Source organism: Gordonia sp. OPL2 (assembly GCF_003797825.1).
GTDB lineage: Bacteria > Actinomycetota > Actinomycetes > Mycobacteriales > Mycobacteriaceae > Gordonia.
The window spans coordinates 103,453-129,053 of record NZ_RKME01000003.1 but is presented as its reverse complement, the minus strand read 5'-3'; the positions used below and the strand labels follow the sequence as shown (position 1 = coordinate 129,053).

Below are 25,601 nucleotides of genomic sequence, written 5' to 3'. Positions count from 1 at the left end.
TCAGCGTCGATCGGCGCGCTGCGCCATGACGAGCAACTCGTCGCGCTGACTGCGACTGGCGACGCCCTGGATCTGCTCGTAGAGCTTGCGCTGGCTGTCGGGGAGGAAACGGGCACACAGGCGTGCGAGGGACATGACGGATACGGCTTCCTGGACAAGTGATGGTTCTTACGCTTCTCCATTGTCCGTGTTACATCCAGGTTAATCAATCTGACCTGGGGTGATGCTGCTTACGTCGGGTGCGCAATCACAGGAAACCCTCAGGCGCACCCTCGAATTCTCCTACCGGACCCGCGCACCATGGAGCCATGGACACCTTCGACGACGACCGGCTGCGCGAACCGGCGCAGGTCACCGTGCTCGCGGTCGGTGGGACGGGGGAGTCCTACGCCGGCGACCGGCGGACCGCTGTGACCGGGCTGTTGCACGAGGTCACCGCAGCCCTCGACGACCGCTTCGTCAGCCGGTGGGTGGGCTATCCGGCGAGCTACGGACCCGCCCCGCATCTCGGCGGGATGAGCTATCGCATCAGCGTCGACACGGGCGCCCGAGCTCTCACCGACGCGCTCCGGCACACCTCGGGACCCATCGTCCTCATCGGCTATTCCCAAGGCGCCGTGGTCATCCGGACAGCTCTCGACGAGTTCGGCGCCGATGACGACGTCGTCGAACGTCTCCTCGCCATCGGCTTCGTCGCCGATCCGCATCAACCGCCCGGTGTGATCGCGGGATGTGAGGGATGGGGCGTCGCCGGACCGGGACCCGAGCTTCCGGACGGTGTCGCGACCTACTGGGTCGGCGCACCGGAGGACATGATCTGCAACGCATCCGCCGACTCGTTCCTCCGTGACATCGCCGACCTCACTGCCGCACTGGCCGTCGGCCGCATTCGGGACTGGGTGGGCGACATGTGGAAGACGCTTCGCCGAAACACCTTTCAGAATGCGAGACGAACGTCACCCGGTCCGGCGCAAGTTCGTCGTGACATGCGTCGTCTGGCCTCGGCGGTACGCGAGGTGACCGGCTACCTCCCGGGGACCTTCGCGTGGCGCGGCGTGCGCGTGCCCAACCGTCGGGGTGGTCGGCACACGTCCTACGCCCGCGAGCCCTACCGTCGCGGATCGGTGACCGATCCGGACACCACCGGGTGTCAGGCGCTGGCCGCCTGGCTGCAGGTGTGCGCGACCTTCTCCCCGATCGGGGACATGGGGACGTCCGTCGAGCTCGCGGCCTGAGCGCCTCACCACGTCCCGGCTCGCGTCGCGCGCACCCGTTGCCATGCCGGATCCCGGCCGCATCGGCCCGCATCTCGGTCCACACCTCGCCGACCGTGTCCTGAGAATCGCCCAGTGTGCCCACGGTGGACACGATCGGCGAAATCCAGGGCACGGTCGGCGAGCTACCGGGCGAGCCATCGGGGCGAGCCACGGGGCGACGAGTTGGTCGCGCGATGCACTCGATGAGCGCGTCGGCCGGACGATGATGCGGCCGTGTTAAATCCTGTCGAACAGTACGCTTCCGGGGCGTGCTCCCACGTGCGAGTGGATGACACTGATCGGTGGACATCTCAGTGCCGACGCGGCCGACGCGTCGTCGACGATCGAGTGGAGAGAGCACCGTGGATCATTTCGACGTGGTGGTCATCGGATCCGGCCCCGCCGGACAGAAGGCGGCAATCGCCGCGGCCAAACTGGGGAAGCGGGCAGCGATCGTGGAACGTCGAGACATGATGGGCGGGGTGTGCATCAACACCGGCACCATCCCGTCGAAGACGTTGCGCGAGGCCGTCCTCTATCTGACCGGAATGAATCAGCGTGAGCTCTACGGGCAGTCGTACCGGCTCAAGGCCGACATCACCGTGACCGACCTGTCGGCGCGCACCATGCATGTCGTCGGCAAGGAGATCGACGTCATCCAGAATCAGTTGGCACGCAACGGCGTCACGATGCTGATCGGCAGCGCCTACTTCGTCGATCCCCACGAGATCGCCATCGAGGACGCGACCGGCGACCTCAAGCACGTCACCGCCGATCATTTCGTGGTGGCGGTCGGCACCCGGCCGGCCCGGCCGTCCACGGTCGATTTCGACGGGATCACGGTCGTCGACTCCGACCAGATACTCGACCTCGATCGTGTCCCCGGCTCGATGGTCGTCGTCGGTGCCGGGGTCATCGGCATCGAGTACGCGTCGATGTTCGCGGCGCTCGGTACCAAGGTGACCGTCATCGAGCAGAGGCCGACGATGCTGGACTTCTGCGATCGGGAGATCGTCGAGGCCCTGCAGTATCAACTCCGTGAGCGCGGGGTCACCTTCCGATTCGGCGAAACCGTCCAGACCGTCGAGACCCATCCGTCGGGAACGTTGACGATCCTGGCATCGGGCAAGAAGATCCCTGCGGACACGGTGCTGTATTCGGCTGGGCGGCAGGGAGTGTCCGACGAGCTCCGAGTGGAATCGGCCGGGCTGACGGCGGACGCGCGTGGTCGGCTCAAGGTCGACGAACACTTCCGCACCACCGTCGATCACATCTACGCCGTCGGCGACATCATCGGGTTCCCGGCACTCGCGGCGACCTCGATGGAGCAGGGGCGGCGCGCCGCGTATCACGCCTTCGACGAGCCCGTCGGAGCGACCGACGAGGATCTTCAGCCGATCGGGATCTACGCCATCCCGGAGATCAGCTTCGTCGGACGGACCGAGGACCAGTTGACCACCTCCACCATCCCGTTCGAGGTGGGCGTGGCCCGGTACCGGGAACTGGCCCGCGGCGCGATCATGGGCGACTCCTACGGGCTGCTCAAACTGCTCGTCCATGCGGAGGACCGCACTCTGCTGGGTGTGCACGCCTTCGGCAGCAACGCAGCGGAACTCGTGCACATCGGCCAGACAGTGATGGGACTCGGCGGAACTGTCGACTACCTCGTCGACGCCGTCTTCAACTACCCGACGCTCGCCGAGGGCTACAAGGTCGCTGCGCTCGACGCCGTGAACAAGATGCGCGCGATCGCCCGCGTCCGCTCGGAGGGGCATCGCCTCGATCTCGACGTCGGGGCGACGACGGCGGTGGGCTGAGCAGAACGTTCGGCGCGGCCGCGGATCCCTCGGCGCGCCGAACGACGACGAGGGGCCCGGTCCGATGGACCGGGCCCCTCGTGTGGTTCAGAAGAGGTGGGTGGCGGTGATCAGTCGCCGGTGTACTTCGGGCCGATGGTTCCGCGCACCACGATCGGGGTGTCACGCGGGATCGTGTTGAAGACCCACTTGCCGTTCTCGGTGCTGATGTTGATGCAGCCGTGGCTGGCATTGCTGCGGCCCTGCTGGGCGACCGACCACGGAGCGGCATGGATGAAGATGCCGTCCCAGGACATGCGGGTCGCGTACTCGACGTAGGTGCGGTAGCCCTCGGCGGAATCGACCGGGACACCGTACGTGGACGAATCCATGTACATGTCGCGGTACTTCTCCTTGGTGTGGTAGACGCCGTTCGGGGTCGGATGGTCGTTCGAACCCATCGAGATCGGCATCGTCTTGACCTGCTTGCCGTTGCGCCACCAGGTGATCTGGTGGGTCGCGTCGTCGGCCAGCGCGACCCAGCCGGTCGACGTCTTGACGTTCGGGATCGCCGGGCCCTTGGGGGCCTCGGGAGTCGTCGTCGACGGCGGCGGAGGAGTCGTGGTCTTCGGGGTCGACGGGACGCCCGGGAGCTGCGGCACGCCCGGCACCTCGGGCACCTCGACCGGGGGCAGGCCCGGGATCACGGTGACAGGTGCGGCGCTCGCCGCCATGGGCAGCGCAAGAGACACCGCGACGACACCGACGAGAACGGTGACGGCGCGACGAGTCATGCCGCGACGTGCGCGACGTGAAGGCTTCGAAGTCAACACGGAGAGACCTTTGCAGTTTGAGTTACGCCGAGCGCATCCCCCGGAGCGCCCGTCCATCGTTACACAAACGTTGCCTTCGGGCCAAAGGCCGGATGTCGAATACTGGACGAACAGTGATCACTGCCCTCGAGGTGGGGTCGAAGCCCGTGGTCGGCGGGCCGTCGGATGCACGGCTTGCGACAACCGTCACAAGGTCCGGTCGGCGCGGCGACCGGCGCGGATGGGCGGTTCGTGCGGCCGGGCGGTCAGCAACTGCTCGGCGCGGGACGGCCGTCGAAGCGGTCCGTCAGATAGCGGAACGCCGGCAGCATCCCGATCACCGCGGCGGAGAGGTGGTCGGGCGATGGCGTGGCCAACTGCTCGACCCGGACGCCGGCGCGGCAGTACCGACGGATCGTGACGTCGATCGACGACACCGGGATCAAGACGTCCGACGGGCTGTGCCACTCGAAGATCGGTGTCCGGGGGATGCCGGGATACAGCGAGAGGCTGTTCTCCTCGACCACGCGGCGGGCCGTCGGGTCGTCGAAGATCGTGCGACCGCCGACGGTGACCTGCTGGGCGTCATGACCGGCGCCCAGTCGGAGGATGTCGTTGGTGCAGGCATCGCGCATGCCCGCGTACATCTGACGGCCGAGTGGTGACAGGTACCTCTGGATGGGGATCTCGTCCGGGTACTCGCGAGCGACTCCGATGGCCGCCGCGAACGCGAGCCCGAACGCCGGATGGGGAGTGTCGTAACCCAGGCCCTCGGCCATGCGCAGCAGATTCATCGGCACACCGCCGTAGGCGGCCCCGACGATGTCGAGATCCGGGGCATACGTCGGGGCGAGGGCCGCCGCCCAGGCCGTGGCCATCCCGCCACCGGAGTACCCGGCGAGTCCGACCCGGCTCTCGGCCACCTTCGCGGGCGCGAAGTGTTGCGCGGCCCGGATGCCGTCAAGCGTGATCTGACCACCCAGTTTCGCGGCACCGTACGAACTCCGTGGGCCGAGATGGTCGGGGATCGCAATCGTCCAGCCCCGTTGCAATGCCACGTTGAGTCCGGGCGCCTCCCGGATCGTCAGATTCGGGTCCTGTGTCCACAGTGCTTGCGAGGGAGCACATTTCAGTCCCGTCGCGTTGATGATGTGCTGGAACGAGAGCAGTGGCCCGTCGGCCTGTTTGCGCGTCGGGACGAGGAGGGTCGTGATCGCGGCGATCGGATGGCCGCGACTGTCGGTCGAACGGAACTTGATCTGAAACGTCCGGACGTCGAAGAACGCGGGCGGATTCGGGCGAGCGCGCACGGAGATGATGTCGCCGGGCCGACGAGCGTCCAGATTCGTGGGCGTGGCGTAGAAGGTGTCGGACAGTGGGGTGGGTAGTGCCACGTCATCCGCGACGGAGTCACCTGCGCCCGCGACGACACCGCCGAGGGTCAGTGCGAGCGTGACGAACGCCACCACCAGACGGTGGTGACGGGGTCGTCTCGGCCGTCGCACCAATCCATCATGGGCCGGATTCGCAGAAAATCAACACCTGTTGTGAGTTCGGCGATGGATCGGGCCGGGAATGCTCGGGAGGATCGCTAGGCGGGCTGGGTGTGTTCGGTCCGGAGATGGCGCGCGGGTTCGGAGCACGACTCGTCGCGGCAGACGAGCATCACATCCACTCGGTCCGTACCCGATTCGGATCGGGTGACGTCCTTGCGGACGTAGAGATTGGCCCCGCAGCTCGGGCACTTGCGCTGACTCTTGCTGTGGCTGGATGACATGCCCTCAGCGTACGCCCACTATGACCTGGATCACAGTTGTCGCCATGCGGATTCGCAGGTGTCCGGAGCGTGGACGACAGATGCCCCGGCCGCGTGGCCGGGGCATCTGGTCGAGGCGAGCGGGTGACGGGAATCGAACCCGCGTAGCTAGTTTGGAAGGCAGACCCCCGCAATCGGGGCTATTGAGTTGTCTACCAGCAACAACGTCGTCGTTCTTGCGTGGTGCTGTGCACTCTACATGTGGACATATGTGCTGGCAATTACCAGGCACGCGACACGCTAGAGGTGCATTAAGGTTGCATCATGGGTCAGTCTCGCGAGTCGTGGGGAACAGTGCGCGTCATGCGCAGTGGCCGCTACCAAGCCTCCTACATGCACGAGGGCATCCGGTACTACGGTCCGCACACCTACAAGGCCAAGATGGATGCGCGTGGCTGGCTGTACAGCGAACGTCGCCTGATCGAACTCGGCGGGTGGATGCCCCCTGATGAGCGTATCGCCACTCAGCAGGCCAGTCAGACGACCGTACGGGCGTATGCGGAGCAGTGGCTACGCGAACGGGATCTCGCGCCCAAAACTCAGTGGCTATATCAGCACTCGCTCGATTCGCGGATCCTGCCCATCCTTGGTGATGAACGTTTGCGTGACGTGACCCCGGCGCTGGTGCGCACGTGGTGGGCGGGGCTGGGGAAGGACACGCCCACGGCGAACAGTCACGCGTACCGGCTACTGAAGACGATTTTCACTACTGCCGTGGCGGACAAGCTCGTGGATGAGAACCCGGTCAGGGTTGAGGGTGCGGGCAAGTTGTCGCAGCGGCGAGACCTTGAAGTGCTCTCGGTGGACGATCTCGCTGCGGTCGTGGCGGACATGCCCGACGAATATCGCGCAGCCGCCCTCGTGCTGGCGTGGTGCGGCCTACGGTTCGGTGAGTTGATCGAGCTTCGGCGCAAGGACGTGATTCGGGTCGATGGTGTGGCCACTGTGCTCCGAATCAGGCGGTCGGCTACCAAGGTGGGCAACAAGATCGTTGTTGGCCCTCCGAAGTCTGAGGCCGGTATGCGGGACATCTCGATTCCTCCGCACGTCCGGCAGATACTCACCGAACACATGCGTAAGCACACGGGGCATGGGCCGGACAGCTTCGTGGTGACGACCCGTAGGGGCGGGAACAGGCTTACTCAGCGGGCCTTTACCTTGGCGTTCAAAAACTCGGTGGAGGCGAAGCTTGGTCGATCAGATCTTCGGGTTCATGATCTTCGGCACGTCGGGGCAACGTTGGCGGCGCAGGCGGGCGCGACAACTCGGGACTTGATGGATCGGCTGGGCCACAGCACCCCGGCTATGTCGATGCGGTATCAGCATTCGTCGGCTGATCGGGATGCTGAGATCGCGGCGAGGCTGTCCGCGATGGCGGGCTGGGAGCCGGATATGAGGAAGTCTCAACCGTGACTTGAGGGTTGCGACACGCCGGGAACCTGAGTCGAACACATGTTCCCATCTGCGGCGATGCGGTCTGGCAAGTGGGCGGTACTCCTATTGGACGGTCCTGTCAACCCCTGGTGTGCTAGTGTCTACGAAAGTTCGTCTGAGATTGCCGACGAGATGCCGCGAGTGACCGACCGGCACCGGGCCGCGAACAATCCCCTCTTTCACGCGCCGGGGGTGAACTGTGCGCTCAACTATCTAACTCCCCGCTGCGGGGAAGAGAGTTCTTTGACATATGAATATCAATCGGTCGTTCGTGTCGATCACGGAAGCTGCTGACTACGTTGGCGTTTCGTCCAAGTCTATCCGGCGTTACATCTCGGATGGGCGGCTGCGGGCATACCGTACTGGCCCGAAGTTGCTGCGGATCCGGATGGCGGATTTGGATTCGATGGTGACTGGCGATCCGGTCGGGGTGGCCTGATGATCGCACCAACGGCGCGACCTACACGGCCGGTGCGGCGGCGTCGGACTCCACGGCTGCCCCATGGGCTGTACATCGACATGCGGGCAGTCCTGGGGTCAAACCCGAAGCTGTGCGTGGCCAAACGGCCAAGTGAACAGTTCTGACTCTTACTCAGTGCCCCAACAGATGGGGACGATTGCAGGTGTGTCGATGCGGAAGCCGATACGCCAGAATGGATTTGAACGAATGGGCATGTACTTTGATATGCGGTCGGTGCTCGAAGGTGCGGAGCCGGTGAGGCCCGATATTCTGACCTTCGGTGAAGATGGGGCGCTGTTCTATCGCGGCAAAGTCAACTCGATCTTCGGAGACCCGGAGTCGGGCAAGACGTGGGTTGCGTTGGCTGCGGTGGCTGATGAGCTTCGACGTGGCGACCGCGCCATGTATATCGACATCGATCACAACGGGGCGCAGTCGATCGGTGAGAACCTGTTGAAGCTCGGTGTGGACATGGACACGTTGTGTGATGCGGGCAGGTTTCGTGTCGCTACTCCGTTCGATGAGATCGAAGTCGAGGCGCTGGTAGCCGATCTCGTCGCGTGGGGGCCGGATCTTGTGGTCCTTGATTCGATGGGTGAACTGTTGCCGATCTTCGGGGCGTCGTCCAACGATGCTGACGATTTCACTGCGGTCAATCGTCGGGTGCTGACGCCGCTGGCGTCATGCGGCGCTGGTGTCGTCGTGGTGGACCACTTGGCGAAGGGTGCGGATTCGCGAGCACACGGGCCAGGCGGGACGATGGCTAAGCGTCGTAGCCCTGGTGGTGCCATGCTACGAATCACGGTGTCTCAGCCGTTCGCGCCGGGACGAGGCGGGAAGGCGCACCTCAATGTGTTCAAGGACCGTCATGGCGGGGTGCGCGGGCAGGTGGCACACGACAAGTCCAGAGAGCCGTTGATCGGTGAGTTCGTGCTGACGCAAGAGACGGACGGCGGTTTGTCGTGGTCGGTTCAGTCTCGGGAGAACGTGACTGTTATGCCATCGCGGGACACTGCCGCTGACCGCCAAAGGAAGCGTGAGGAACGGGTCGAGCAGCTACTTTCGGCCGAGCACAAGCCTGCGAGTATCAGGGAGGCGATGAGGTTCCTGAAGTGTGGCCAGGATGCAGCTCGGGACGCTCTAGACGAGGCCAAGTCGCGTTTGGCCGAAGCTGCGGCGTGACTGTACCTGCGCCTGTACCCGGTCCTTATTTCATTAGGACTTTGTTGGGGTACAGGTACGGGTACGTACCCGTTACTGCACTCGTCGCGAGGGTATAGGGGAGCGGGTACGGGTATCGGGTACAGCGTGACTCTTGGTTGTTGTGCATGAAGGGGTCGAGTGGTGTCAGTGCTGATGCTGCTCGACCCCTTCGTTTGCGTCTCGATCATTCGGTATACCCAGTCTTCGGGTCGATCATCGACAAGAAATCTCGTATCGACTCGATGTGCTGCTTGAACGTCAGCCGATACTTAGGCAGATCCTCGGGCAGCGGAACGTCAGGGTCGAGAGATGCGGAGTGGGCTGACTCGCTGAATCCGTAACCCTTGTTCGGTCCGGTCAGCCACGTGTAGCTGTACTGGCTGCCTTCGCCCTCGGTGAGTTCGAAGACTTCACCGTCAACGGTGAGCGTGATCGGCAGTTCGGGTATGTCGTCGTCTTCCACCATTGGACTGTGACAGTTGGTGAGGATTCGGGGCAACAGGGTGTCCACTTATTGTCATGCCGCGATGCTCGAATCAAGATCCGGGGCAACAGGATTCGTGCACAACACGCCCGTGAAGGTGGCTGAGAGCCACGTAGAGCGACTTTTGTAGCTGTCGGGTGTCCGAGTGACCGGGTGGGGCCTAGTGCATCTCCGTAAGAGTCGGTTGTGGGACGGTCAATTTGTAGGAATCTGAGAGCCGGCGATTTCGGCGAGCAGGGCAGATGCGGGGTCGGGTAGTCGGATCGCTGTAGGGATCTCACAAACGCGCGCAGAAATCGTGTGGCCAGTCGCTGAGTATCCTTAAAGGTGTAAGAGTCGCGAAAATGGAAGCGACGCAACACCATAGGAAGAAACGTGACAGATGAATGGATGACCCCGGCCCAAGTGGCCGACGAACTGCAACTCAACGTACGAACCATCCAAAAATGGATCCGGACCGGGCACCTGCCAGCCGAACAACTCGGACCACGCACCACCCGAATCCGCCGATCATCGCTCGACTCACTGGGCAGTAACCCGGTCATGCACGACACCGAGGTCTGAGTGTCGTCCTGCGACGAACGCGGCTGCGAACGACAACCGAACAGGGCGCGCGGCTACTGCGGGAAACACTACGAACGACACAGACGAGCAGGAACACTGACCAATGCGCCACGGCGGGACAACTCGTTCATCACCGAGTGCGTCGACCTCTACCGGGCACTGCGCGCCGATCAGGATGCGCGTCGCGATCACGCGTGCATCGGTTACGCCACCGAAGAAGCCAACTACTTCCGTGAGGTCGAGTCGAGAATCACCTATCGATCAGTGTTGCAACGAGTTTCGGCAGAACGACGAGCACGATACGTGGCGGAAGAGGGCGGATGAGAACGCTGGCAGTCACAGACGAACGCGGCAACCAAGTGTGCGTGGCAAGCCTGGCTACGCATCTACGAACACACAGGCGCTACATCATCCTTCGGCACCGGCAAGCTGAGATCCGAGTCCCTGTCGAACAGGCGTATTCGCTTGCTGACTTGCTCGTCGGCATCGCCGAAGCTACAGAACACAGAGAAGACAACGAATGACAGTCAAACCGTATTTTTCCACCGAACTGGTGATGCAACCGACCGATACCGTCACCGCACCGCTCAGATTCGGACGCCAACGATTCGGCGGTTCCGACCGCATCACGATCCGGCAATCGTCATCGTGGATTGCGATACCCGTGGACGACATCGATCAGTTCATCGCCGGGATCGAAGAGGCCGAAGGTCTCGACGCTACGAAGGCGGCAACCCCGGCGCAGGCTATCGCCCGCAAGGGGTGGTGAGCATGGCACTGGTACGACGACGCACCCCGCTACGGGTGATCACCGCCGAGCAGAACACCCGCTATCACGTCCGAGTTGTAGACGGAGATCGAGCGTTTGATCTCGGCATGGAAGCGCACGAAGCACTTGTGGTCGGCGCTGAACTGATCCGGCAGGCGGGCGACTTTGACCATGAGGCGGCGATCCGTGCAGTCACATCGGTCATCGACGGCTTGATGCGCACCGGGGGTTCCAGTGAGTGATCTGCTGGCCTCTGTCGAGCGGCTGGGCGTCCGTTTGGGCGTCACCCTGGCACCGGGTAGCCCCGACTACGAACGAGCGGCAGAGGCCCTGTGGTCGGCATCCACGCGGGCACGGTCCATCGCCGAACGTGCATGGGCAGACAGTGCCGCTGTGCCCGACGAGGTGATCGATGTAGTGCTGAGCGCCGCGATGCGCTTGTACCGCAACCCTAATCGCTTCCTCACCAATCAGGCCGGATCATTTCAAGCCACCTTGGCCCCGTCCGACTTCGCGGCGGGCGACATGTTCCTAGCGGCAGAACGGGCGGTGCTGGAAAGCCACAAGCCGACCGGTGCGCTGTGGCTGGCATCGACCACGCGCGACGACGAGCGAACCCCGACCGGGCCATACGACCCCGCCAACTATGTGGCAGATCCCACGAACCTTGGACTTGGAGACCCGTTCTATTTGGGTCCAATCGAATAGCGACACAACAACATTCAACGAAACGAGAAAGATTATGACACTACCGAACTTGAACTATCGCAGCCGCGATGCTGTTGAGGAACTTGGCCCGCTGCTGGCCATGCTCGACCTGCTCACCGATGAGGATCTGGCCCGCGTGGATGCCATCCTGGCTAAAGCGGTTGTTGCCCAGCAGGCCGTAGCGGGACATGAAGCCGCTATCGCCGCATACACCGCGAAGGTCGCTGCCGAATTGGTGGCCGACACCGATCTCGACACCGAACGAGTGTGGGATGCCGCACTGGCACTACCCACCCGCGAGGCCGTGGAGACCATCGCCACACAGGCTGCGAACGTCGCGATCAATGAGGCACGACAGATTGCGTTCGCCCAGATCGGCAAGCTGCCCGAGACGATCAACAAGCGATTCGATGCTATTCGCGACGAGTGGTTCAAACTCGTTCCCAAGCTCGGCAGTATCGACACTGCCGAGGCCGCAATCGAGGCGGGCAAGGTCAAGGAATGGCAGCAGTTCGCCGACCTGCGTACTCGCTATGCGAACCTGCGGTCACTGGTCACCCTAGCCCGTAAGCATGGGGTGCTGCCGGAGCCGAAGCCTGGTGTCGGTGCGGCTGCCCTGTTCCGACTCGACGCCAATCCGCACCACGTCCCCGCGCATACGGACAAACTGCGCCGGTTCGCTTTTGAGCAGGCCCGCCGACCTTGGACACCGACGAGTGCGGCTGCTGCCGATCTGGTTGTAGAGGCTTGGGCACGTGGTGAGCAGGTGGCCCCGTGACCCTGCTGCGCGGGAGTACCGACCCGCTGCTGGAGGCGGTCATCGAAGCCGCGAAGACGCCACCAGTAGAGCGCTCAATCGCCATCGGTGACGGTTCCACGGTGCGCGGGTACCGGGCCTACGAGGAACGCGCCCGCGCCGCCCAGGAGAACGCCGACGGCAACGAGGACGAGCAGGAGAACGAAGTGGTGGCCGTTGCCAACACAAAGCCGATCGCGGCGACCCCACGAGACCCCGATGCTCCGCTGTATGGCGGTGGCCGTCCCGATGTTGACCCCGGCACCGGCACCGGCACGTATGTGGTCGACCGTGTGATGGCCCGGCAGCTAGGCATCCTGTGACGGCGGTGCCGCTGCGGACGTGTCGACGTTGCAGGCGGAAGTTTCCCACGAGCGTTTACCGCAGGTTCTGCGGCGACTGCCAAAGCTTTCAACCACGAGGCAAACAGTGAGGGTATGCGAGGTCGAGAACTGCGACCGCAAACACTATTCGCGTGGCAAGTGTCTACCGCACTACCGGCGTTTCCGGCGTACCGGAGACGTGGGTGACGCCGAGATTGGCGAACCCGTCAACGCATCCACACGGCTGTGCGTGATCGCAGGGTGTGGCCGTAAACATGCGGCACGCGGATGGTGCTGGCCCCACTATCTGCGCTACTACACCACTTATGGAGACCCCGGTGGTGCCGACATCGGCGAACACGTCCAAGGCCAGTACGGGCCGTACTGCACAGTTGACACCTGTAGTCGCCCTCATGCGGCAAGAGGTTTGTGCTCGGTGCACCACAAGCGATTAATGCGTAACGGGGATCCCGGTTCTGCTGAGATACAGCAACGAAATCGGCAGGGTTGTGATGTTGATGGATGCGACCGTGCACATTCCGGACGTGGATTCTGTAGCGCGCATTTAGCCCGAGTCAACAAGAATGGCGACCCTGGGGAAGCGGCGATTGCGTCACGAGTGCAATCCGTCGATGTACCCGAGGGGTTGAAATGGTGCCCCGGATGCCAACAATCGAGAACGTTGCACAACTTCGGGAACAACCGATCAACCAAAGATGGGCTGCAAAACGAGTGCGTCGATTGCAGACGTGAACGCAACCGGCGACGAAACCGCAGGTCGGAGCCTTAAATCATGAGGCAGGCGCGCCCAACTTTGAGTCGCAGAATCACCGAATATGGTACGTCGGAAAAAGTGGCCCTCAGATCGATTCTAAGCGATCCGCCTAACCAGGGTATGCGGGAACCGAATCTAGGCCGTCTCTGTGCATTGTGGAAGCCTTTATGGCGAGCGAGAGAAAGCCATAGAACGGTTTCTGACGTATGGAATTGGCCAGAGGGAGAGAGGATCGCTGGGCGTAGATATGGACCGGCGCAACACCTTCGGGGGTACCCCCCACCCCTCGTGGGCGACGGAGTATGGCCCCGACAACCAAGAAAGATGACGGATGTTCAACAAGAATGGCGGCGGGGTCGATGATGGTCTCGTCGCAGCGTGGCAGAGTTCGCGCCGCATGGCCGATGAGGCGATCACTGTCGTGGACGAGTTCGCTCACCTGCGTGAGTTTCGTAATGCGGTGGCACAAGCTGTAGATGATCCCGAGATCGTCGGCATGTACCGGGACTTCGTGAAGAACTGCACGACATCGCGCTCGCGAGATGATTGGGTGGACGAGTTCCGACGCGTCGGGTTTCGGCAGGTATTCGAAGGCAAAACGTTGCCGACAGTTGATGCCCCATCTGACCCGATTGTGTTGTGGCGGTTGGCTGCTGATTGGCGTGAGGGGTTGAGTTGGTCCGCTGATCCTCGGTTCTGTCACTCGTACCCGTGGATCAAATACCAGTGCCACGAGTTGCGGTTGTGGACCGCTGTCGTGCCTGCCGATGCTGTGCTGGGAGTCTGCTGGTATGGCGGCGCGTTTGGTGGTGGCCCAATGCTGCGCACTGTTGATAGTGCCGAACTGGGACGCGTGCGCATTGCCGTGGACGATTACGCGGAGTGGATCGTCGATCCTGGCTCGTTGGATGAGAGTCGGGTAATCGAGTTCAACTCATTCGGTCGTCGTGTGCCGCCTCGTTTGCAGTGGGCGATGGATGTGGACAGGGCGTGTACGTGCAGGCGCGGGTTTGGGCATGACGAGGGTTGTCCTGGTCGGCTTGTTCGTCCGCCGTGGGATCGAGAGGTCGAGCAGTCGGGCACTGTGAAGATCGCCGCTGATAGATGATCTGCCGGTTTAGTCGCCGCGCGTTTCTGCTTCGTCGTCGTCTTCCAACTGGACGACCTGCCCGATGGCCAGATTGATGTGAATGTTCGCGTTGCCGTTTCCGCCGTCGGGGCGCGCCGCTAGGGCATCATCGAACCGTTGGCGGCGCTGCCGGTCGGTTTGCTTAGCTGGTATGCGTTCAGGTTCTAGGTTGCTGAGTCGACGCCAACGCTTGCCTTTGCCATCAGTGTACTCGTACTGAACTTCAGGGCGTTGGGTAGCCCGGTCGGAGAATCGCTCGACGGGGAGTACCCATCCCGATTGCAGTGTGGCGTTCGGCCTCACAACCTCGTGGCTCTCATGGGTCCGTTCGTGCCAATGGTCGTGATGAGTTTGCTGGCAGCCTAGATCGCACAGGGTCACGCCCGTGACTTGGACATCGGAGAACGTCTGTGAGCCGACGTTCCGCAGTGTCACTGTGACCGTCGGATACTTGCCGCCGTAGGCCACGGCCACGTTCTCAATGACCAGCAGTCGTGCAGGCGATGCTTCGTCGTCTCGTCGGTGCTCACGAGTCGTGCGGAAGTTGAGATACGCAACCCAGATACCGGCGAACGTGCCGACGCTGGCTGCGAAGGAAAGCCACGCAGGAACACTGCCCCAATCGACGCGGTCACCGTGCCAATCGTTCGCGAACGTGGTGTAGGCGAGCACTGCCCCGACAGCGAGTGCCAGCACTCCCGCCGTCACGAGGGCGGTTCGACGGTCCGGCAGATTCATGACTCAAGAGTATGGCGGTTCACTCCGAAGGTATTAGAACCGGCTGACGGTGCTCGTTTCCGTCTGCGTCGACCCACGAGACCATCGGAACCTTGTGACCGTTGCTCAAGTCTCGGTTGTCTGCGAATCGTTCTGCGTGTCCCGGTAACCATTCCTCGGGTGGCCCGTCTGGGGCACTCGTTGAGAAGACGAGGGTGTCGAACTTGACCCTGTGGGCGGTGCCTGGCCCGGTCTGAACGACGAGGAAGCTTCCCGGATCGGATGGTTCGGTGACAAACTCTGATCGGATTGCGTTGGTGTGGTCGGCGCGTTCCTGGCGTTCGAATGATCGTTTGGTGGTTCTGGCGCTGTAGGCTGCGGCGAGCGCTGATGTGGCGGCGATGGCTGCGGAGATGATTGAGATTGTGACGGCGGCTTCCATCCGCTGAGTATGGCGTGCGTATGTGACACCCCCGGTGACCTATGACGGTTGCCGGGGGTGTTTTTCGTTCGTAAACGGGTGCACTTATGCGTCACGCACGGTAGGGAACGTCGGATTGAACCACGCAGTCGGGGTTATGGCCGAAGCGGCGTAGTAGTCGGCTCACCGCGTCCATCCGAAGCTTACGATCGCCCCCAGGGCCGACAACTACCTTGCCGATTGTGGGAGGTCGCGGCGCTGGGCCGTCGTCTGAAGCTAAATCGGAGGGATGGAGCGGAGTTGTAGTCGGAGTTGGATTGACGATGTAATCGACGTAGGGGATGAGTCCCTGTGAAGTGGGTCGAAACTCGTTGAACCAGTTTCCTGATGTGTCGGTTATGAGCCGCCATTCTCGTTCGGACTTAAACGCGGGATGCTTGATTTGCGCGGCTGTCATAATTGCGTCTCGTCTCGCCGTGTCTGATAACTCGCCTTTGTCCAAGACGTTCTCTTCGCCTGTGAGTGTTTCTATGAGATTTGCTACGAGACTTTTCGTCTTTTGTCCATTCCCATAGCAGACTTTCTTGAGTTGTAAGCCCCGGAACATCGGATTGCCAGGTAGCGACACGAGCGAGTACTGGAGAGCGTCTCGGGTGACTCCGATTGCGTATCCCCCTCCGTTGTCTCCGTATCCTTGCCATTGACTCAGTAGGTCGCCGGACTCCGTGAAGCAGGCCGCGTGAACTGCGACTGGTGAGCGGTGTGTCCACCAGTCGATGGTGATCTCGTCATTCTTGAGTTCATCTGCTAACTGAAGTAGCCCGTGGCGTTCAACGTCGGATATGTCGGTGCTCTTAGATTTGTTTCGTAGAATCTTCGCAACGACCTTCGCGCCGTAGCGCACTTCGGTTGTGTCGTTTAGATAGCGCACATCGGATGCCCGCAAGTTCAGAGACCCGCCAAGCTCGATCTCACCACCCCAGGATGAGTGCATTGGTCCTGGTGACAGGATGCCGAGCAGTCCTCCTGCGTCGGTGTAGTGAAACAGGAGATCGTTGTCCGAAGTCACCGACAAATGGAATCACACTGACGCCGGTCGGCGGGGCGTCGTGTCGGAACCCTTCGGGTGCCGGTGTCGTTGCCCCATCCCGGTCGACCCACGAACCATCACCCCATATCGCGTCTGGGCCAGCACTGCTAGCCACCTGACCGTGAGGGCAGGCGGTAACCATCTGGCACCCTTCGTCGCGATCGTCGGGTGGCGTCCGTGGCAGGCGGACGACGAAGCTACTGCCAGCAGGTCGGGTTACGTCGGACTCTGCGATAGCGACGAGTGCCCCGGCATCGAGTCGAACGACACCTAAACGACCATCAGGGCTGCCCCATTCGAGGGCTGAGAACGCTTGTGCGGGCCTAGAATCGGCCACACGACGAGCAGGGTGAGGAAAGCGATCAGAGGGCGTTACGGGCGATGATCAACGAGAACGCGATAGCTTCCGCAACGTCAGCAATCAACGTTGTGCGCGGATTGACACCGCGTGCCCCGTACTCGTCATCGCTGACCGCAATCCGTGTGGGCACGGTTTCGGCTGCCACGGACACGGTGTAACCGTCTGCGGTGTCGGCTTCCCACACGACGGAGCCGGTGACACGCCACGAGGCGACGGAAAACTGTAGGCCGGTCGCGTTGGACAGTTGCGCCATCATCGGCGGTGCCCCGTCCGTGTCGGCCATGCATTCATGGTGCCGGGTTGGGGGCTGACAGCCTCGTGGAGGGCCGCTCGATAGCCCGCCGTATATCTGGGGTCGTCGTGCGTGTCATCGCCTACAGCGAGCAACCGAGGCACGAGGACACGGAGCAGGGGACCGGGCAGGGTGTCGAGCACGTTCGTGGCGGCGGTGTAGCCCTGCGCCCAAAGGTCGACGGCATCGGTCGGAGCGGGTTTGCCTGCCGCTGTTTGGCCGGCAAAATCGCGACCCCTCGGTGGGGCGGTCATCGGTCGAATCCCAGCCATGAGGCGACACCGGGCATCGGTGCCAGGATCTCGTCGCGTTCGTCACCCGTGCACAGGGTGAGGGCGTAGACAACTTCGCGGGCCAGCTTGGGCACATCGTCGTGGCCGAGGTCGGTGGCCTCTTCGAGTCGCCATACGGCGTCACGCAGGAGATCGGCGTGGTCGGCTTCGGGTTCCTGTTCCCAGAGGTCCCATGCGTGGGTGACGAGGGTTTCGGCTGCGGCGGTCATGCGTGCCACCCCCAAGCGATGCAGACGCGCATCACGAGCAGGGGAGTGACGTAGATCATGACGAGAAACGCGGTCGCGCCGATGAGGGCAGACCATGGCAGGCCGGATAGCCTGTTGAAACGGTGCATGTGGGTGTCTCCGCATGTGTCCGAGACCCCGTTCGGTGCGCTAACACCTGCGGGGTCGATCTATATGCGGAGGTCACGAGCGGTGCAGTAAGGGTGCATCGCCGTTTGCCCAAGAAAAAAGGTCAGAGGCAAAAAGTGCCTCTGACCTGTGCGAGCGGGTGACGGGAATCGAACCCGCGTAGCTAGTTTGGAAGACTAGGGCTCTACCATTGAGCTACACCCGCGTGCCGCGTCACCTGTGGGATCGCCACCGGCGTCGCGTGCGGACAAGACTGTACCCGGTGGTGCGCGCGAACCCGAAATCGCCCCACCGGCCGGTGTCAGGGACGGTCGGACGCGCACCCAATTGGGTCGGCGTCGCGCCGACACGTACTATCTGCTGTTGGCCCTTCTCCGCGTTCCCGCCGGTCTCCGGCGTGTGGTGGGCGGGGTCACCGGGATGTGGCGCAGCTTGGTAGCGCATCCGCTTTGGGAGCGGAGGGTCGCAGGTTCAAATCCTGTCATCCCGACTCGGGTGGCGGTCGCTGATCGCCGCCGAACGACTTGTCATCGACCCGACGCAGAAATGCAGATGTGAGGAGCAGGCGTGAAGAGCACCGTCGAGCAGCTGAGCCCGACCCGAGTGAAGCTCAATGTCGAAGTGCCGTTCGAGGAGTTGTCCGGCGAGTTCGACCGGGCCTACAAGTCTCTGGCCCAGCAGATCCGGATCCCGGGCTTCCGGCCGGGCAAGGCCCCGGCGAAGCTGATCGAGGCCCGTGTCGGACGTGACTCGATCCTGGCGCAGGTCGTCAACGACGCGTTGCCGTCGAAGTACTCGCAGGCGGTCGCCGAGACCGAGACCAAGGCCATCGGACAGCCGGAGATCGACCTCGCCGAACTCGTGTACGGCGAGACCATAAGCTTCACCGCCGAGGTCGACGTCCGCCCGGAGATCGAGCTGCCGGATTACGCAAGCCTTGCGGTCGAGGTCGACGCCATCGAGACCGACGACGCGGCTGTCGACGAGCAGCTCGACGGTCTGCGCGCCCGCTTCGGCACCCTGCAGGGGGTCGACCGCGGTGCCCAGAACGGCGACTTCGTCTCCATCGACCTCTCGGCCACCGTCGACGGTGAGCCCGTCGACGAGGCCTCCACCGAGGGTCTGTCACACGAGGTCGGTTCCGGTCAGCTGATCGACGGCCTCGACGAGGCGCTGATCGGCCTGGCCACCGGAGACACCAAGGAGTTCACCACCAAGCTGGTCGCCGGAGACCACGCCGGTGAGGACGCTCAGGTCAACGTGACGGTCAACTCGGTCAAGGAACGCGAACTCCCCGAACTCGACGACGAGTTCGCCCAGATGGCCAGTGAGTTCGACACCGTCGACGAGCTCCGCGTGAGCCTCGCCGAGCGTGTCGAGCAGTCCAAGAAGCTCGAGCAGGCCAACGCGATCCGCGACAAGGTCCTCGAGGAGCTGCTGGAAAAGGTCGAGATCCCGCTGCCGGAGAAGGTCGTCGCCGACGAGATCGAAGGCCAGCAGCATCAGATCGTGCACGCACTCGGCCACGACGATGAGCAGGTCGCCAAGTTCCTCGAGGCGCAGGGCAAGACCCGCGAGGAATGGGACGCCGAGGCGCGTGAGGAGGCCGAGAAGTCGGTCAAGACCCAGCTGCTGCTCGACGCCATCGCCGACCAGCAGGAGACCGAGGTCGATCAGGACGAGCTGACCCAGCAGATCCTGTTCCAGGCCCAGCGCTACGGCATGCAGCCCCAGGAGTTCATCCAGCAGCTGCAGAATGCCGGACAGGTCGGTGCGGTCTACGCCGATGTCCGTCGCGGAAAGGCCTTGGCGGGCATCGTGTCCGAGGTCAGCGTGACCGACAGCAACGGCACCGCGGTGGACACCGGCGAGTTCTTCGGCAAGGGTGACGACGACTCCGCCGACGCAGACGCCTCCGACGACGAGAACGCCGAGAACTGAGTCGACGACCTCCTGTGACCGAACAGCCGGAGCCGGGCCCTGTGCCCGGCTCCGGCTGTTCTGCTCTCAGCGAAGACCGGTGCCATCGGGACTGTCCATCCGGCGCCATTGGTTAGTGTCGGTGAGGACATCGCGATGAACCCGGGGCGGACAGTCTGAACCCGGATGAGACGCGAAGAATCCACGAGACGACCGGCGCCGCGGGCGGAGAACGCGGGCCGGATCACTAAGCTAGACCCCCGAAACACCGTTGACGCGGCCGCGGCCGCAACGGCACCACGACAGGCAAAGGTAGGAACAGTGAGCGAGCCGACCATCCACACGCCAACGCTGAGTTCGGGAGTGGCCGGGCTGAACCTGACCGACTCGGTCTTCGAGCGGCTGCTGCGCGAGCGCATCATCTTCCTCGGCACCCAGGTCGACGATGACATCGCCAATCGACTGTGTGCGCAGATCCTGCTGCTCGCGGCCGAGGACCCGACGCGTGACATCAACCTCTACATCAACTCGCCCGGCGGTTCGGTAACCGCGGGCATGGCCATCTTCGACACCATGCAGCTCGCCGAGTGCGATGTGGCGACCTATGCGATGGGCATGGCCGCGTCGATGGGGCAGTTCCTGCTCGCGGCGGGTGCCAAGGGCAAGCGGCACGCTCTGCCGCACGCGCGGATCATGATGCATCAGCCGTCGGCGGGTATCGGTGGTACCGCCGCCGACATCGCCATCCAGGCCGAGCAGTTCGCCGCCACGAAGAAGGAGATGAACCGGCTCAACGCCGAGTTCAGTGGCCAGCCGCTGGAGAAGATCGAGGCCGACGCGGACCGTGACAAGTGGTTCACCGCCCAGGAGGCCAAGGACTACGGCCTGGTCGACCACGTGGTCAGCCGCGCCACCGCCGTCACGCCCGCGTCCTGACCGCGTGTCCATCCCTCGCCACCACAACACCACGGAGCAGACGATGACCAACTCCCTCTCGCTCGACACGCTGCCCGCCGACGTCGCGGCCGGAATCCCGGCGTCGGCGCTGGCGCTCAAGAGCATCGAGGCGCGCTACATCCTCCCGCAGTTCATCGAGCACACCCCCAACGGACAGCGGCAGTACGACCCGTACGCGAAGCTGTTCGAGGAGCGCATCGTGTTCGTGGGCACGCCGATCGATCAGACCGTCGCCAACGACGTGATGGCCCAGTTGCTGGTCCTCGAGTCCCAGGACCCGGACCGCGACATCACGATGTACATCAACTCGCCCGGCGGCAGCGTTCCCGACATGCTCGCGATCTACGACACGATGCAGTACGTGCACTGCGACATCGTCACCGTGTGTCTCGGTGAAGCTGCGTCGGCGGCGGCGATCCTGCTGGCCGGGGGCACTCCGGGCAAGCGTGCTGCACTGCCGAACGCGACGATCCTGATCCACCAGCCCCGCACCGGTGGTGCCTACCAGGGCCAGGTCTCCGACCTCGAGATCCAGGCCGCGGAGATCGAGCGCATCCGCAACCGTCTCGACGAGATCCTGTCGCACCACACCGGACAGGACACGGACAAGATCCGCCGCGACACCGACCGCGACAACATCCTCACCGCGGAGGCCGCCAAGGAGTACGGCATCGTCGACGAGGTGTTCGAGTACCGCAAGAAGTCGATGAAGAAGGCCTCCTCCTAAGAGGCGCGGATCGCACGTCGGCCCGACACGCCGGGCCGATGTGCGTGCCCCGAGGTGTGGCCGGCGTCATCCTTGACGTCTGCGTCCGGTGGTCGGGCGCGGGCGGCAGGCCAGGCGGCCACGACAATCCACAGACCGGTCGGCCCCACGGCCGGACGGCCCGAAACTACCCGCACGACATTTGGCCTTATCGGTCGAAGTTCGGGCGGCACGCGGGTACCGTCGAGTTACTGGGCGATCCGATTGCCGAACGGTGACCCATGCCCGGGCGCGCGGAGATGTCCGTCGGTACGACCGGAGCAACAAGGAAGGTGCAGCACGAGATGGCGCGAATCGGAGACGGTGGCGATCTGTTGAAATGCTCTTTCTGTGGAAAGAGTCAGAAGCAGGTCAAGAAGCTGATCGCCGGTCCCGGCGTGTACATCTGTGACGAGTGCATCGACCTGTGCAACGAGATCATCGAAGAGGAACTCGCCGAGAACGGCGACGTGAAACTCGACGAGCTGCCCAAGCCGATGGAGATCCGGGATTTCCTGGAGAACTACGTCATCGGCCAGGACACCGCCAAGCGCACCCTCGCCGTGGCCGTCTACAACCACTACAAGCGCATCCAGGCAGGGGAGAAGAAGGACTCGCGCAGCGGCGAGACCGTCGAACTCGCCAAGTCCAACATCCTGATGCTCGGCCCCACCGGGTGTGGGAAGACCTACCTCGCGCAGACGCTGGCCAAGATGCTCAACGTGCCCTTCGCCATCGCCGACGCCACGGCGCTCACCGAGGCCGGCTACGTCGGTGAGGATGTCGAGAACATCCTCCTCAAGCTGATCCAGGCAGCCGACTACGACGTCAAGCGTGCCGAGACGGGGATCATCTACATCGACGAGGTCGACAAGATCGCCCGCAAGAGCGAGAACCCCTCGATCACCCGTGACGTCTCCGGCGAGGGAGTCCAGCAGGCGCTGCTGAAGATCCTCGAGGGCACACAGGCGTCGGTGCCGCCGCAGGGCGGTCGTAAACACCCGCATCAGGAGTTCATCCAGATCGACACCACCAACGTGCTGTTCATCGTCGCGGGTGCGTTCGCCGGGCTGGAGAAGATCGTCTCCGAGCGTATCGGCAAGCGCGGCATCGGCTTCGGCAACGAGGTCACCAGCCGCGACGAGGTCGACACCACCGATCACTTCGCCGAGGTCATGCCCGAGGACCTGATCAAGTTCGGTCTGATCCCCGAGTTCATCGGACGTCTGCCCGTGGTCGCCTCGGTGACCAACCTCGACAAGGAATCACTCGTCAGCATCCTGTCGGAGCCGAAGAACGCGCTGGTCAAGCAGTACACCAAGCTGTTCGAGATGGACAACGTCGAACTCGAGTTCGCCCACGACGCCCTCGAGGCCATCGCCGATCAGGCCATCCACCGTGGCACCGGTGCGCGAGGACTGCGCGCCATCATGGAAGAAGTCCTGCTGCCGGTGATGTACGACATCCCCAGCCGTGACGACGTCGAGAAGGTCGTCGTCACCGGGGAGACGGTGCGCGACAACGTCCTTCCCACGATCGTGCCCCGCAAGGACAGCCGCGACGAACGGCGCGACAAGACCGCCTGAACGAGGCAAGGCTCCGAGACGACCACATCTCCGAGACCCCATATCTCCGAGACCACAGAATCCCGGCCACACCGACTCGGTGTGGCCGGGATTCTCGTCTGACCTGTCCGGGCTTTCGTCGCTACGTCGTTGCCGGCTCCAGTCGGATCACGACGGCCTTCGACACCGGTGTGTTGGAACCCTTCGCCACCGACCCCAGCGGCACCAGCGGGTTCGTCTCCGGGTAGTACGCGGCGGCGTTTCCGCGAGGCGTCGAGTACTCGACGATCTCGAATCCGCTCACCCGTCGCTCCTGCAGCCCGCTCGCTTCGCTCCCGGCGCCGGTGTCATTCGGCCCGCTCGCTTCGCTCCCGGCGCCGGTGTCATTCGGCCCGCTCGCTTCGCTCCCGGCGCCGGTGAACTCGGAGACGATGTCGACCTGCTGCCCGGCGCGCAGGCCGAAGGCGGCGATGTCGTCGGGGTTCATCATGATGACCCGCCGATTGCCCTTGATGCCTCGGTAACGATCGTCGTGGCCGTAGATAGTCGTGTTGTACTGATCATGGCTGCGGAGCGTCTGCAGGATCAGCCGGCCCTCGGGCACGTCCACCCACTCCAGCGGATTGGCCGCGAAGTTCGCGCGTTTGTTCGGGGTGGTGAACTCCCGGAGATCGCGCGGCGGATGCGGCAGGACGAACCCGTCGGACATCCGCACCCGGATGTTGAAATCCTCGAAACCGGGGATCACCCGCGAGATGTGGTCCCGGATCGCGTCGTAGTCGCCGCGAAGCCGCTGCCATGGCACGGCGTGGTCGTCGCCGAGCACGGCAGTGGCGAGGTCACAGACGATCGCGACCTCACTGCGCAACTCCGACGACGCAGGCGGCAGCGACCCGCGCGAGAGGTGGACCACCGACATCGAATCCTCGACCGAGACCTGCTGCGCCACACCGCCGATCACGTCCTTGTCGGTGCGTCCCAAAGTGGGCAGGATCAGTGCCGCACGGCCGGTCGCGACGTGCGACTCGTTCAGTTTGGTGCTGATCTGCACGGTCAGGGCACACCGTGCCAATGCACTGCGCGTGGCCTCCGTGTCGGGCGCCGCGGCGACGAAATTGCCGCCCATCGCGACGAACAGGCGGACCTCGCCCCGCCCCATCGCGCCGATCGAGGCGACGGTGTCGTAGCCGTGTTCACGTGGACTGACGATCCCGAACTCGGCGTCCTGGGCGGCGAGGAACCACTCGGGCATCTTCTCGAAGATGCCCATGGTGCGATCGCCCTGGACATTGGAATGGCCACGCACCGGGCACAATCCGGCGCCCGGCTTGCCGATCATGCCACGCAGGAGCAGCACGTTGGTGCCCTCGCCGATGGTGGCCACCGAGTGCCGATGCTGCGTCAGCCCCATCGCCCAGCACAGCACGATCCGCTCGGAACGGGCCACCGCGTCGGCGAGGTCGGAGATCGCCTCATAGGTGAGTCCCGTCGCGGCGAGGATCTCGTCGAAGTCGACGTCGTCGAGGAGTCGGAGATAGTCGTCGACGCCGGCGCAGCGCTCCTCGAGGAACTCCGCGTCGAAGACGCTTCCCGGCGCGGACCGTTCGGCATCGAGCAGCAGGCGGGCGACACCGCGGAACAGCGCCATGTCGCCGCCGAGCCGGATCTGCAAGAACTCGTCGGTGAGTTTGACGCCGTGCCCGACGACACCGCCGATCTTCTGCGGGTCCTTGAACCGCATCAGGCCCGCCTCGGGCAGCGGATTGATCGCGACGATCCGGGCGCCGTTGTGCTTGGCCTTCTCCAGCGTGGAGAGCATCCGCGGATGGTTGGTCCCCGGATTCTGGCCCGCGATGATGATCAGGTCGGCGGCCTCCAGATCAGGCACGGTGACCGACCCCTTGCCGATGCCGATCGAGGCGCCCAGGGCCGCACCGGAGGACTCGTGACACATGTTGGAGCAGTCCGGGAGATTGTTGGTGCCGACGCTGCGCGCGAACAACTGGTAGACGAACGCCGCCTCGTTGCTCGTCCGTCCCGACGTGTAGAAGACCGCCTCGTCCGGGGTCGACATCGCGGCGAACTCGTCGGCGATGATCCGGTCTGCCTGCGCCCACGTGACGGGTCGGTAGTGGGTGTCGCCGGGTGCCAGGTAGACCGGGTGGGTCAGCCGACCCTGCTGCGACAGCCAGTAGCCGGAGCGCTCCCGCAGGTCGGCGACCGAGTGCGTGGCGAAGAACTCCGGCGTCACCCGCCGTCGGGTCGCCTCCTCGGCGACTGCCTTGGCGCCGTTCTCGCAGAACTCGGCATGCTTGCGGTGACCGGGCGTCTCGGGCCACGCACAACCGGGGCAGTCGAAACCGTTGCGCTGATTGAGCTTGCTCAGGGTGCGTGCCGTCCGTAGTGGGCCCATCTGTTCCATCCCACGCGCCAGCGCGACCGCGACCGCCGGGACACCGGCCGCGTACTCCTTCACATGACCGACGTGGACGTCGTCGGGCTCGGAGATGGGTGTGTCGTCGCCCGGTTGCACAGAACTCATATCCCCATCTTGCCCCC

Annotated in this window: 27 protein-coding genes and 2 tRNA genes; 17 read left to right on the top strand and 12 right to left on the bottom strand. The window is 63.7% G+C overall.

Going from position 1 to position 25,601, the window contains the following annotated elements; genetic code table 11:
* Positions 1-135, bottom strand: coding sequence for a hypothetical protein (locus tag EEB19_RS26820; protein ID WP_262365445.1), 135 nt, complete (start codon positions 133-135; stop codon positions 1-3).
* Between the two features lie 173 nt (positions 136-308).
* Between EEB19_RS26820 and EEB19_RS05120 the strand changes: the two genes are divergently transcribed.
* Both EEB19_RS05120 and sthA read left to right on the top strand, forming a co-directional pair.
* A complete protein-coding gene (locus EEB19_RS05120; RefSeq protein WP_187583806.1) occupies positions 309-1,235 on the top strand; it encodes a PE-PPE domain-containing protein in 927 nt (308 codons plus the stop codon).
* 383 nt (positions 1,236-1,618) lie between these two features.
* The gene (gene sthA, locus EEB19_RS05115; RefSeq protein ID WP_187583804.1) at positions 1,619-3,073 is read left to right on the top strand and encodes a Si-specific NAD(P)(+) transhydrogenase; all 1,455 of its coding nucleotides are present in this window, start codon (positions 1,619-1,621) and stop codon (positions 3,071-3,073) included.
* Positions 3,074-3,183: 110 nt separating this feature from the next.
* On the opposite strand, the gene EEB19_RS05110 is transcribed toward sthA, so the two are convergent.
* From EEB19_RS05110 to EEB19_RS05100, 3 genes are all read right to left on the bottom strand, one after another.
* On the bottom strand, positions 3,184-3,885 hold the full coding sequence (locus tag EEB19_RS05110; RefSeq protein WP_262365444.1) for a L,D-transpeptidase: 702 nt from the start codon (positions 3,883-3,885) through the stop codon (positions 3,184-3,186).
* 245 nt (positions 3,886-4,130) lie between these two features.
* Entirely contained in the window at positions 4,131-5,330 is a 1,200-nt protein-coding gene (locus EEB19_RS05105) for a lipase family protein (RefSeq protein ID WP_262365443.1), read from the bottom strand.
* 125 nt (positions 5,331-5,455) lie between these two features.
* Positions 5,456-5,641, bottom strand: a complete 186-nt coding sequence (locus tag EEB19_RS05100) for a hypothetical protein (protein ID WP_187583798.1) — start codon at positions 5,639-5,641, stop codon at positions 5,456-5,458.
* Positions 5,642-5,944: 303 nt separating this feature from the next.
* Here EEB19_RS05100 and EEB19_RS05095 point away from each other — a divergent pair, with 303 nt between their 5' ends.
* From EEB19_RS05095 to EEB19_RS05085, 3 genes are all read left to right on the top strand, one after another.
* Complete coding sequence (locus EEB19_RS05095) at positions 5,945-7,093, top strand: site-specific integrase (RefSeq protein WP_262365442.1); 1,149 nt, start codon at positions 5,945-5,947, stop codon at positions 7,091-7,093.
* 271 nt (positions 7,094-7,364) lie between these two features.
* The gene (locus EEB19_RS05090; protein WP_262365441.1) at positions 7,365-7,553 is read left to right on the top strand and encodes an excisionase family DNA-binding protein; all 189 of its coding nucleotides are present in this window, start codon (positions 7,365-7,367) and stop codon (positions 7,551-7,553) included.
* A gap of 156 nt (positions 7,554-7,709) precedes the next feature.
* Positions 7,710-8,756 carry an AAA family ATPase gene (locus EEB19_RS05085; protein WP_187583796.1) on the top strand — a complete coding sequence of 349 codons (1,047 nt, stop codon included), beginning with the start codon at positions 7,710-7,712 and terminating at the stop codon, positions 8,754-8,756.
* Between the two features lie 205 nt (positions 8,757-8,961).
* On the opposite strand, the gene EEB19_RS05080 is transcribed toward EEB19_RS05085, so the two are convergent.
* A complete protein-coding gene (locus EEB19_RS05080; RefSeq protein ID WP_262365440.1) occupies positions 8,962-9,240 on the bottom strand; it encodes a hypothetical protein in 279 nt (92 codons plus the stop codon).
* A 411-nt stretch (positions 9,241-9,651) separates the two neighbouring features.
* On the opposite strand from EEB19_RS05080, the gene EEB19_RS27160 reads away from it, so the two are divergent.
* The 7 genes from EEB19_RS27160 to EEB19_RS05045 all read left to right on the top strand — a co-directional run bounded on the left by EEB19_RS27160 (position 9,652) and on the right by EEB19_RS05045 (position 14,304).
* Complete coding sequence (locus tag EEB19_RS27160) at positions 9,652-9,825, top strand: helix-turn-helix domain-containing protein (RefSeq protein WP_369074057.1); 174 nt, start codon at positions 9,652-9,654, stop codon at positions 9,823-9,825.
* Positions 9,826-10,345: 520 nt separating this feature from the next.
* Positions 10,346-10,594 (top strand): hypothetical protein, encoded by a 249-nt coding sequence (locus EEB19_RS05070; RefSeq protein ID WP_187583792.1) that lies wholly within the window; start codon positions 10,346-10,348, stop codon positions 10,592-10,594.
* A gap of 2 nt (positions 10,595-10,596) precedes the next feature.
* Positions 10,597-10,836: a hypothetical protein gene (locus EEB19_RS05065; protein ID WP_187583790.1), complete on the top strand. Its 240-nt coding sequence runs from the start codon at positions 10,597-10,599 to the stop codon at positions 10,834-10,836.
* Positions 10,829-11,302, top strand: a complete 474-nt coding sequence (locus EEB19_RS05060) for a hypothetical protein (RefSeq protein WP_187583788.1) — start codon at positions 10,829-10,831, stop codon at positions 11,300-11,302. The genes EEB19_RS05065 and EEB19_RS05060 overlap by 8 nt, the downstream gene beginning before the upstream one ends.
* A 49-nt stretch (positions 11,303-11,351) precedes the next feature.
* Complete coding sequence (locus tag EEB19_RS05055) at positions 11,352-12,080, top strand: hypothetical protein (protein ID WP_187583786.1); 729 nt, start codon at positions 11,352-11,354, stop codon at positions 12,078-12,080.
* Positions 12,077-12,421 (top strand): hypothetical protein, encoded by a 345-nt coding sequence (locus EEB19_RS05050; protein ID WP_187583784.1) that lies wholly within the window; start codon positions 12,077-12,079, stop codon positions 12,419-12,421. The genes EEB19_RS05055 and EEB19_RS05050 overlap by 4 nt, the downstream gene beginning before the upstream one ends.
* A 1,106-nt stretch (positions 12,422-13,527) precedes the next feature.
* A complete protein-coding gene (locus tag EEB19_RS05045; protein ID WP_187583782.1) occupies positions 13,528-14,304 on the top strand; it encodes a hypothetical protein in 777 nt (258 codons plus the stop codon).
* 9 nt (positions 14,305-14,313) lie between these two features.
* Here EEB19_RS05045 and EEB19_RS05040 read toward each other — a convergent pair whose 3' ends face one another.
* From EEB19_RS05040 to EEB19_RS05015, 6 genes are all read right to left on the bottom strand, one after another.
* Entirely contained in the window at positions 14,314-15,063 is a 750-nt protein-coding gene (locus EEB19_RS05040) for a hypothetical protein (RefSeq protein WP_187583780.1), read from the bottom strand.
* 19 nt (positions 15,064-15,082) lie between these two features.
* The gene (locus EEB19_RS05035) at positions 15,083-15,484 is read right to left on the bottom strand and encodes a hypothetical protein (RefSeq protein ID WP_187583778.1); all 402 of its coding nucleotides are present in this window, start codon (positions 15,482-15,484) and stop codon (positions 15,083-15,085) included.
* 91 nt (positions 15,485-15,575) lie between these two features.
* On the bottom strand, positions 15,576-16,532 hold the full coding sequence (locus EEB19_RS05030; RefSeq protein ID WP_187583777.1) for a DUF2971 domain-containing protein: 957 nt from the start codon (positions 16,530-16,532) through the stop codon (positions 15,576-15,578).
* 383 nt (positions 16,533-16,915) lie between these two features.
* Positions 16,916-17,197: a hypothetical protein gene (locus EEB19_RS05025; RefSeq protein ID WP_187583775.1), complete on the bottom strand. Its 282-nt coding sequence runs from the start codon at positions 17,195-17,197 to the stop codon at positions 16,916-16,918.
* Positions 17,198-17,456: 259 nt separating this feature from the next.
* The gene (locus EEB19_RS05020) at positions 17,457-17,708 is read right to left on the bottom strand and encodes a hypothetical protein (protein ID WP_187583774.1); all 252 of its coding nucleotides are present in this window, start codon (positions 17,706-17,708) and stop codon (positions 17,457-17,459) included.
* A 281-nt stretch (positions 17,709-17,989) separates the two neighbouring features.
* Positions 17,990-18,060, bottom strand: a tRNA-Gly gene (locus EEB19_RS05015).
* 211 nt (positions 18,061-18,271) lie between these two features.
* Between EEB19_RS05015 and EEB19_RS05010 the strand changes: the two genes are divergently transcribed.
* The 5 genes from EEB19_RS05010 to clpX all read left to right on the top strand — a co-directional run bounded on the left by EEB19_RS05010 (position 18,272) and on the right by clpX (position 23,063).
* A tRNA-Pro gene (locus EEB19_RS05010) sits at positions 18,272-18,345 on the top strand.
* 77 nt (positions 18,346-18,422) lie between these two features.
* The gene (gene tig, locus EEB19_RS05005) at positions 18,423-19,796 is read left to right on the top strand and encodes a trigger factor (protein ID WP_187583773.1); all 1,374 of its coding nucleotides are present in this window, start codon (positions 18,423-18,425) and stop codon (positions 19,794-19,796) included.
* 300 nt (positions 19,797-20,096) lie between these two features.
* Positions 20,097-20,711: an ATP-dependent Clp protease proteolytic subunit gene (locus EEB19_RS05000; RefSeq protein WP_187583772.1), complete on the top strand. Its 615-nt coding sequence runs from the start codon at positions 20,097-20,099 to the stop codon at positions 20,709-20,711.
* A 43-nt stretch (positions 20,712-20,754) separates the two neighbouring features.
* Positions 20,755-21,459: an ATP-dependent Clp protease proteolytic subunit gene (locus tag EEB19_RS04995; RefSeq protein ID WP_262365439.1), complete on the top strand. Its 705-nt coding sequence runs from the start codon at positions 20,755-20,757 to the stop codon at positions 21,457-21,459.
* A 323-nt stretch (positions 21,460-21,782) separates the two neighbouring features.
* On the top strand, positions 21,783-23,063 hold the full coding sequence (clpX, locus tag EEB19_RS04990; protein ID WP_187583771.1) for an ATP-dependent Clp protease ATP-binding subunit ClpX: 1,281 nt from the start codon (positions 21,783-21,785) through the stop codon (positions 23,061-23,063).
* Between the two features lie 121 nt (positions 23,064-23,184).
* Here clpX and EEB19_RS04985 read toward each other — a convergent pair whose 3' ends face one another.
* Positions 23,185-25,584, bottom strand: coding sequence for an FdhF/YdeP family oxidoreductase (locus EEB19_RS04985; protein ID WP_187583770.1), 2,400 nt, complete (start codon positions 25,582-25,584; stop codon positions 23,185-23,187).
* Between the last annotated feature and the right edge of the window lie 17 nt (positions 25,585-25,601).

Coding starts and splice junctions, on each gene's coding strand:
- EEB19_RS26820 (WP_262365445.1), bottom strand. CDS start 135: ATGTCCCTCGCACGCCTGTGTGCCCGTTTCCTCCCCGACAGCCAGCGC.
- EEB19_RS05120 (WP_187583806.1), top strand. CDS start 309: ATGGACACCTTCGACGACGACCGGCTGCGCGAACCGGCGCAGGTCACC.
- EEB19_RS05100 (WP_187583798.1), bottom strand. CDS start 5,641: ATGTCATCCAGCCACAGCAAGAGTCAGCGCAAGTGCCCGAGCTGCGGG.
- EEB19_RS05095 (WP_262365442.1), top strand. CDS start 5,945: ATGGGTCAGTCTCGCGAGTCGTGGGGAACAGTGCGCGTCATGCGCAGT.
- EEB19_RS05090 (WP_262365441.1), top strand. CDS start 7,365: ATGAATATCAATCGGTCGTTCGTGTCGATCACGGAAGCTGCTGACTAC.
- EEB19_RS27160 (WP_369074057.1), top strand. CDS start 9,652: ATGACCCCGGCCCAAGTGGCCGACGAACTGCAACTCAACGTACGAACC.
- EEB19_RS05070 (WP_187583792.1), top strand. CDS start 10,346: ATGACAGTCAAACCGTATTTTTCCACCGAACTGGTGATGCAACCGACC.
- EEB19_RS05065 (WP_187583790.1), top strand. CDS start 10,597: ATGGCACTGGTACGACGACGCACCCCGCTACGGGTGATCACCGCCGAG.
- EEB19_RS05045 (WP_187583782.1), top strand. CDS start 13,528: ATGTTCAACAAGAATGGCGGCGGGGTCGATGATGGTCTCGTCGCAGCG.
- EEB19_RS05040 (WP_187583780.1), bottom strand. CDS start 15,063: ATGAATCTGCCGGACCGTCGAACCGCCCTCGTGACGGCGGGAGTGCTG.
- EEB19_RS05035 (WP_187583778.1), bottom strand. CDS start 15,484: ATGGAAGCCGCCGTCACAATCTCAATCATCTCCGCAGCCATCGCCGCC.
- EEB19_RS05025 (WP_187583775.1), bottom strand. CDS start 17,197: ATGGCCGACACGGACGGGGCACCGCCGATGATGGCGCAACTGTCCAAC.
- EEB19_RS05020 (WP_187583774.1), bottom strand. CDS start 17,708: ATGACCGCCGCAGCCGAAACCCTCGTCACCCACGCATGGGACCTCTGG.
- EEB19_RS04995 (WP_262365439.1), top strand. CDS start 20,755: ATGACCAACTCCCTCTCGCTCGACACGCTGCCCGCCGACGTCGCGGCC.
- clpX (WP_187583771.1), top strand. CDS start 21,783: ATGGCGCGAATCGGAGACGGTGGCGATCTGTTGAAATGCTCTTTCTGT.
- EEB19_RS04985 (WP_187583770.1), bottom strand. CDS start 25,584: ATGAGTTCTGTGCAACCGGGCGACGACACACCCATCTCCGAGCCCGAC.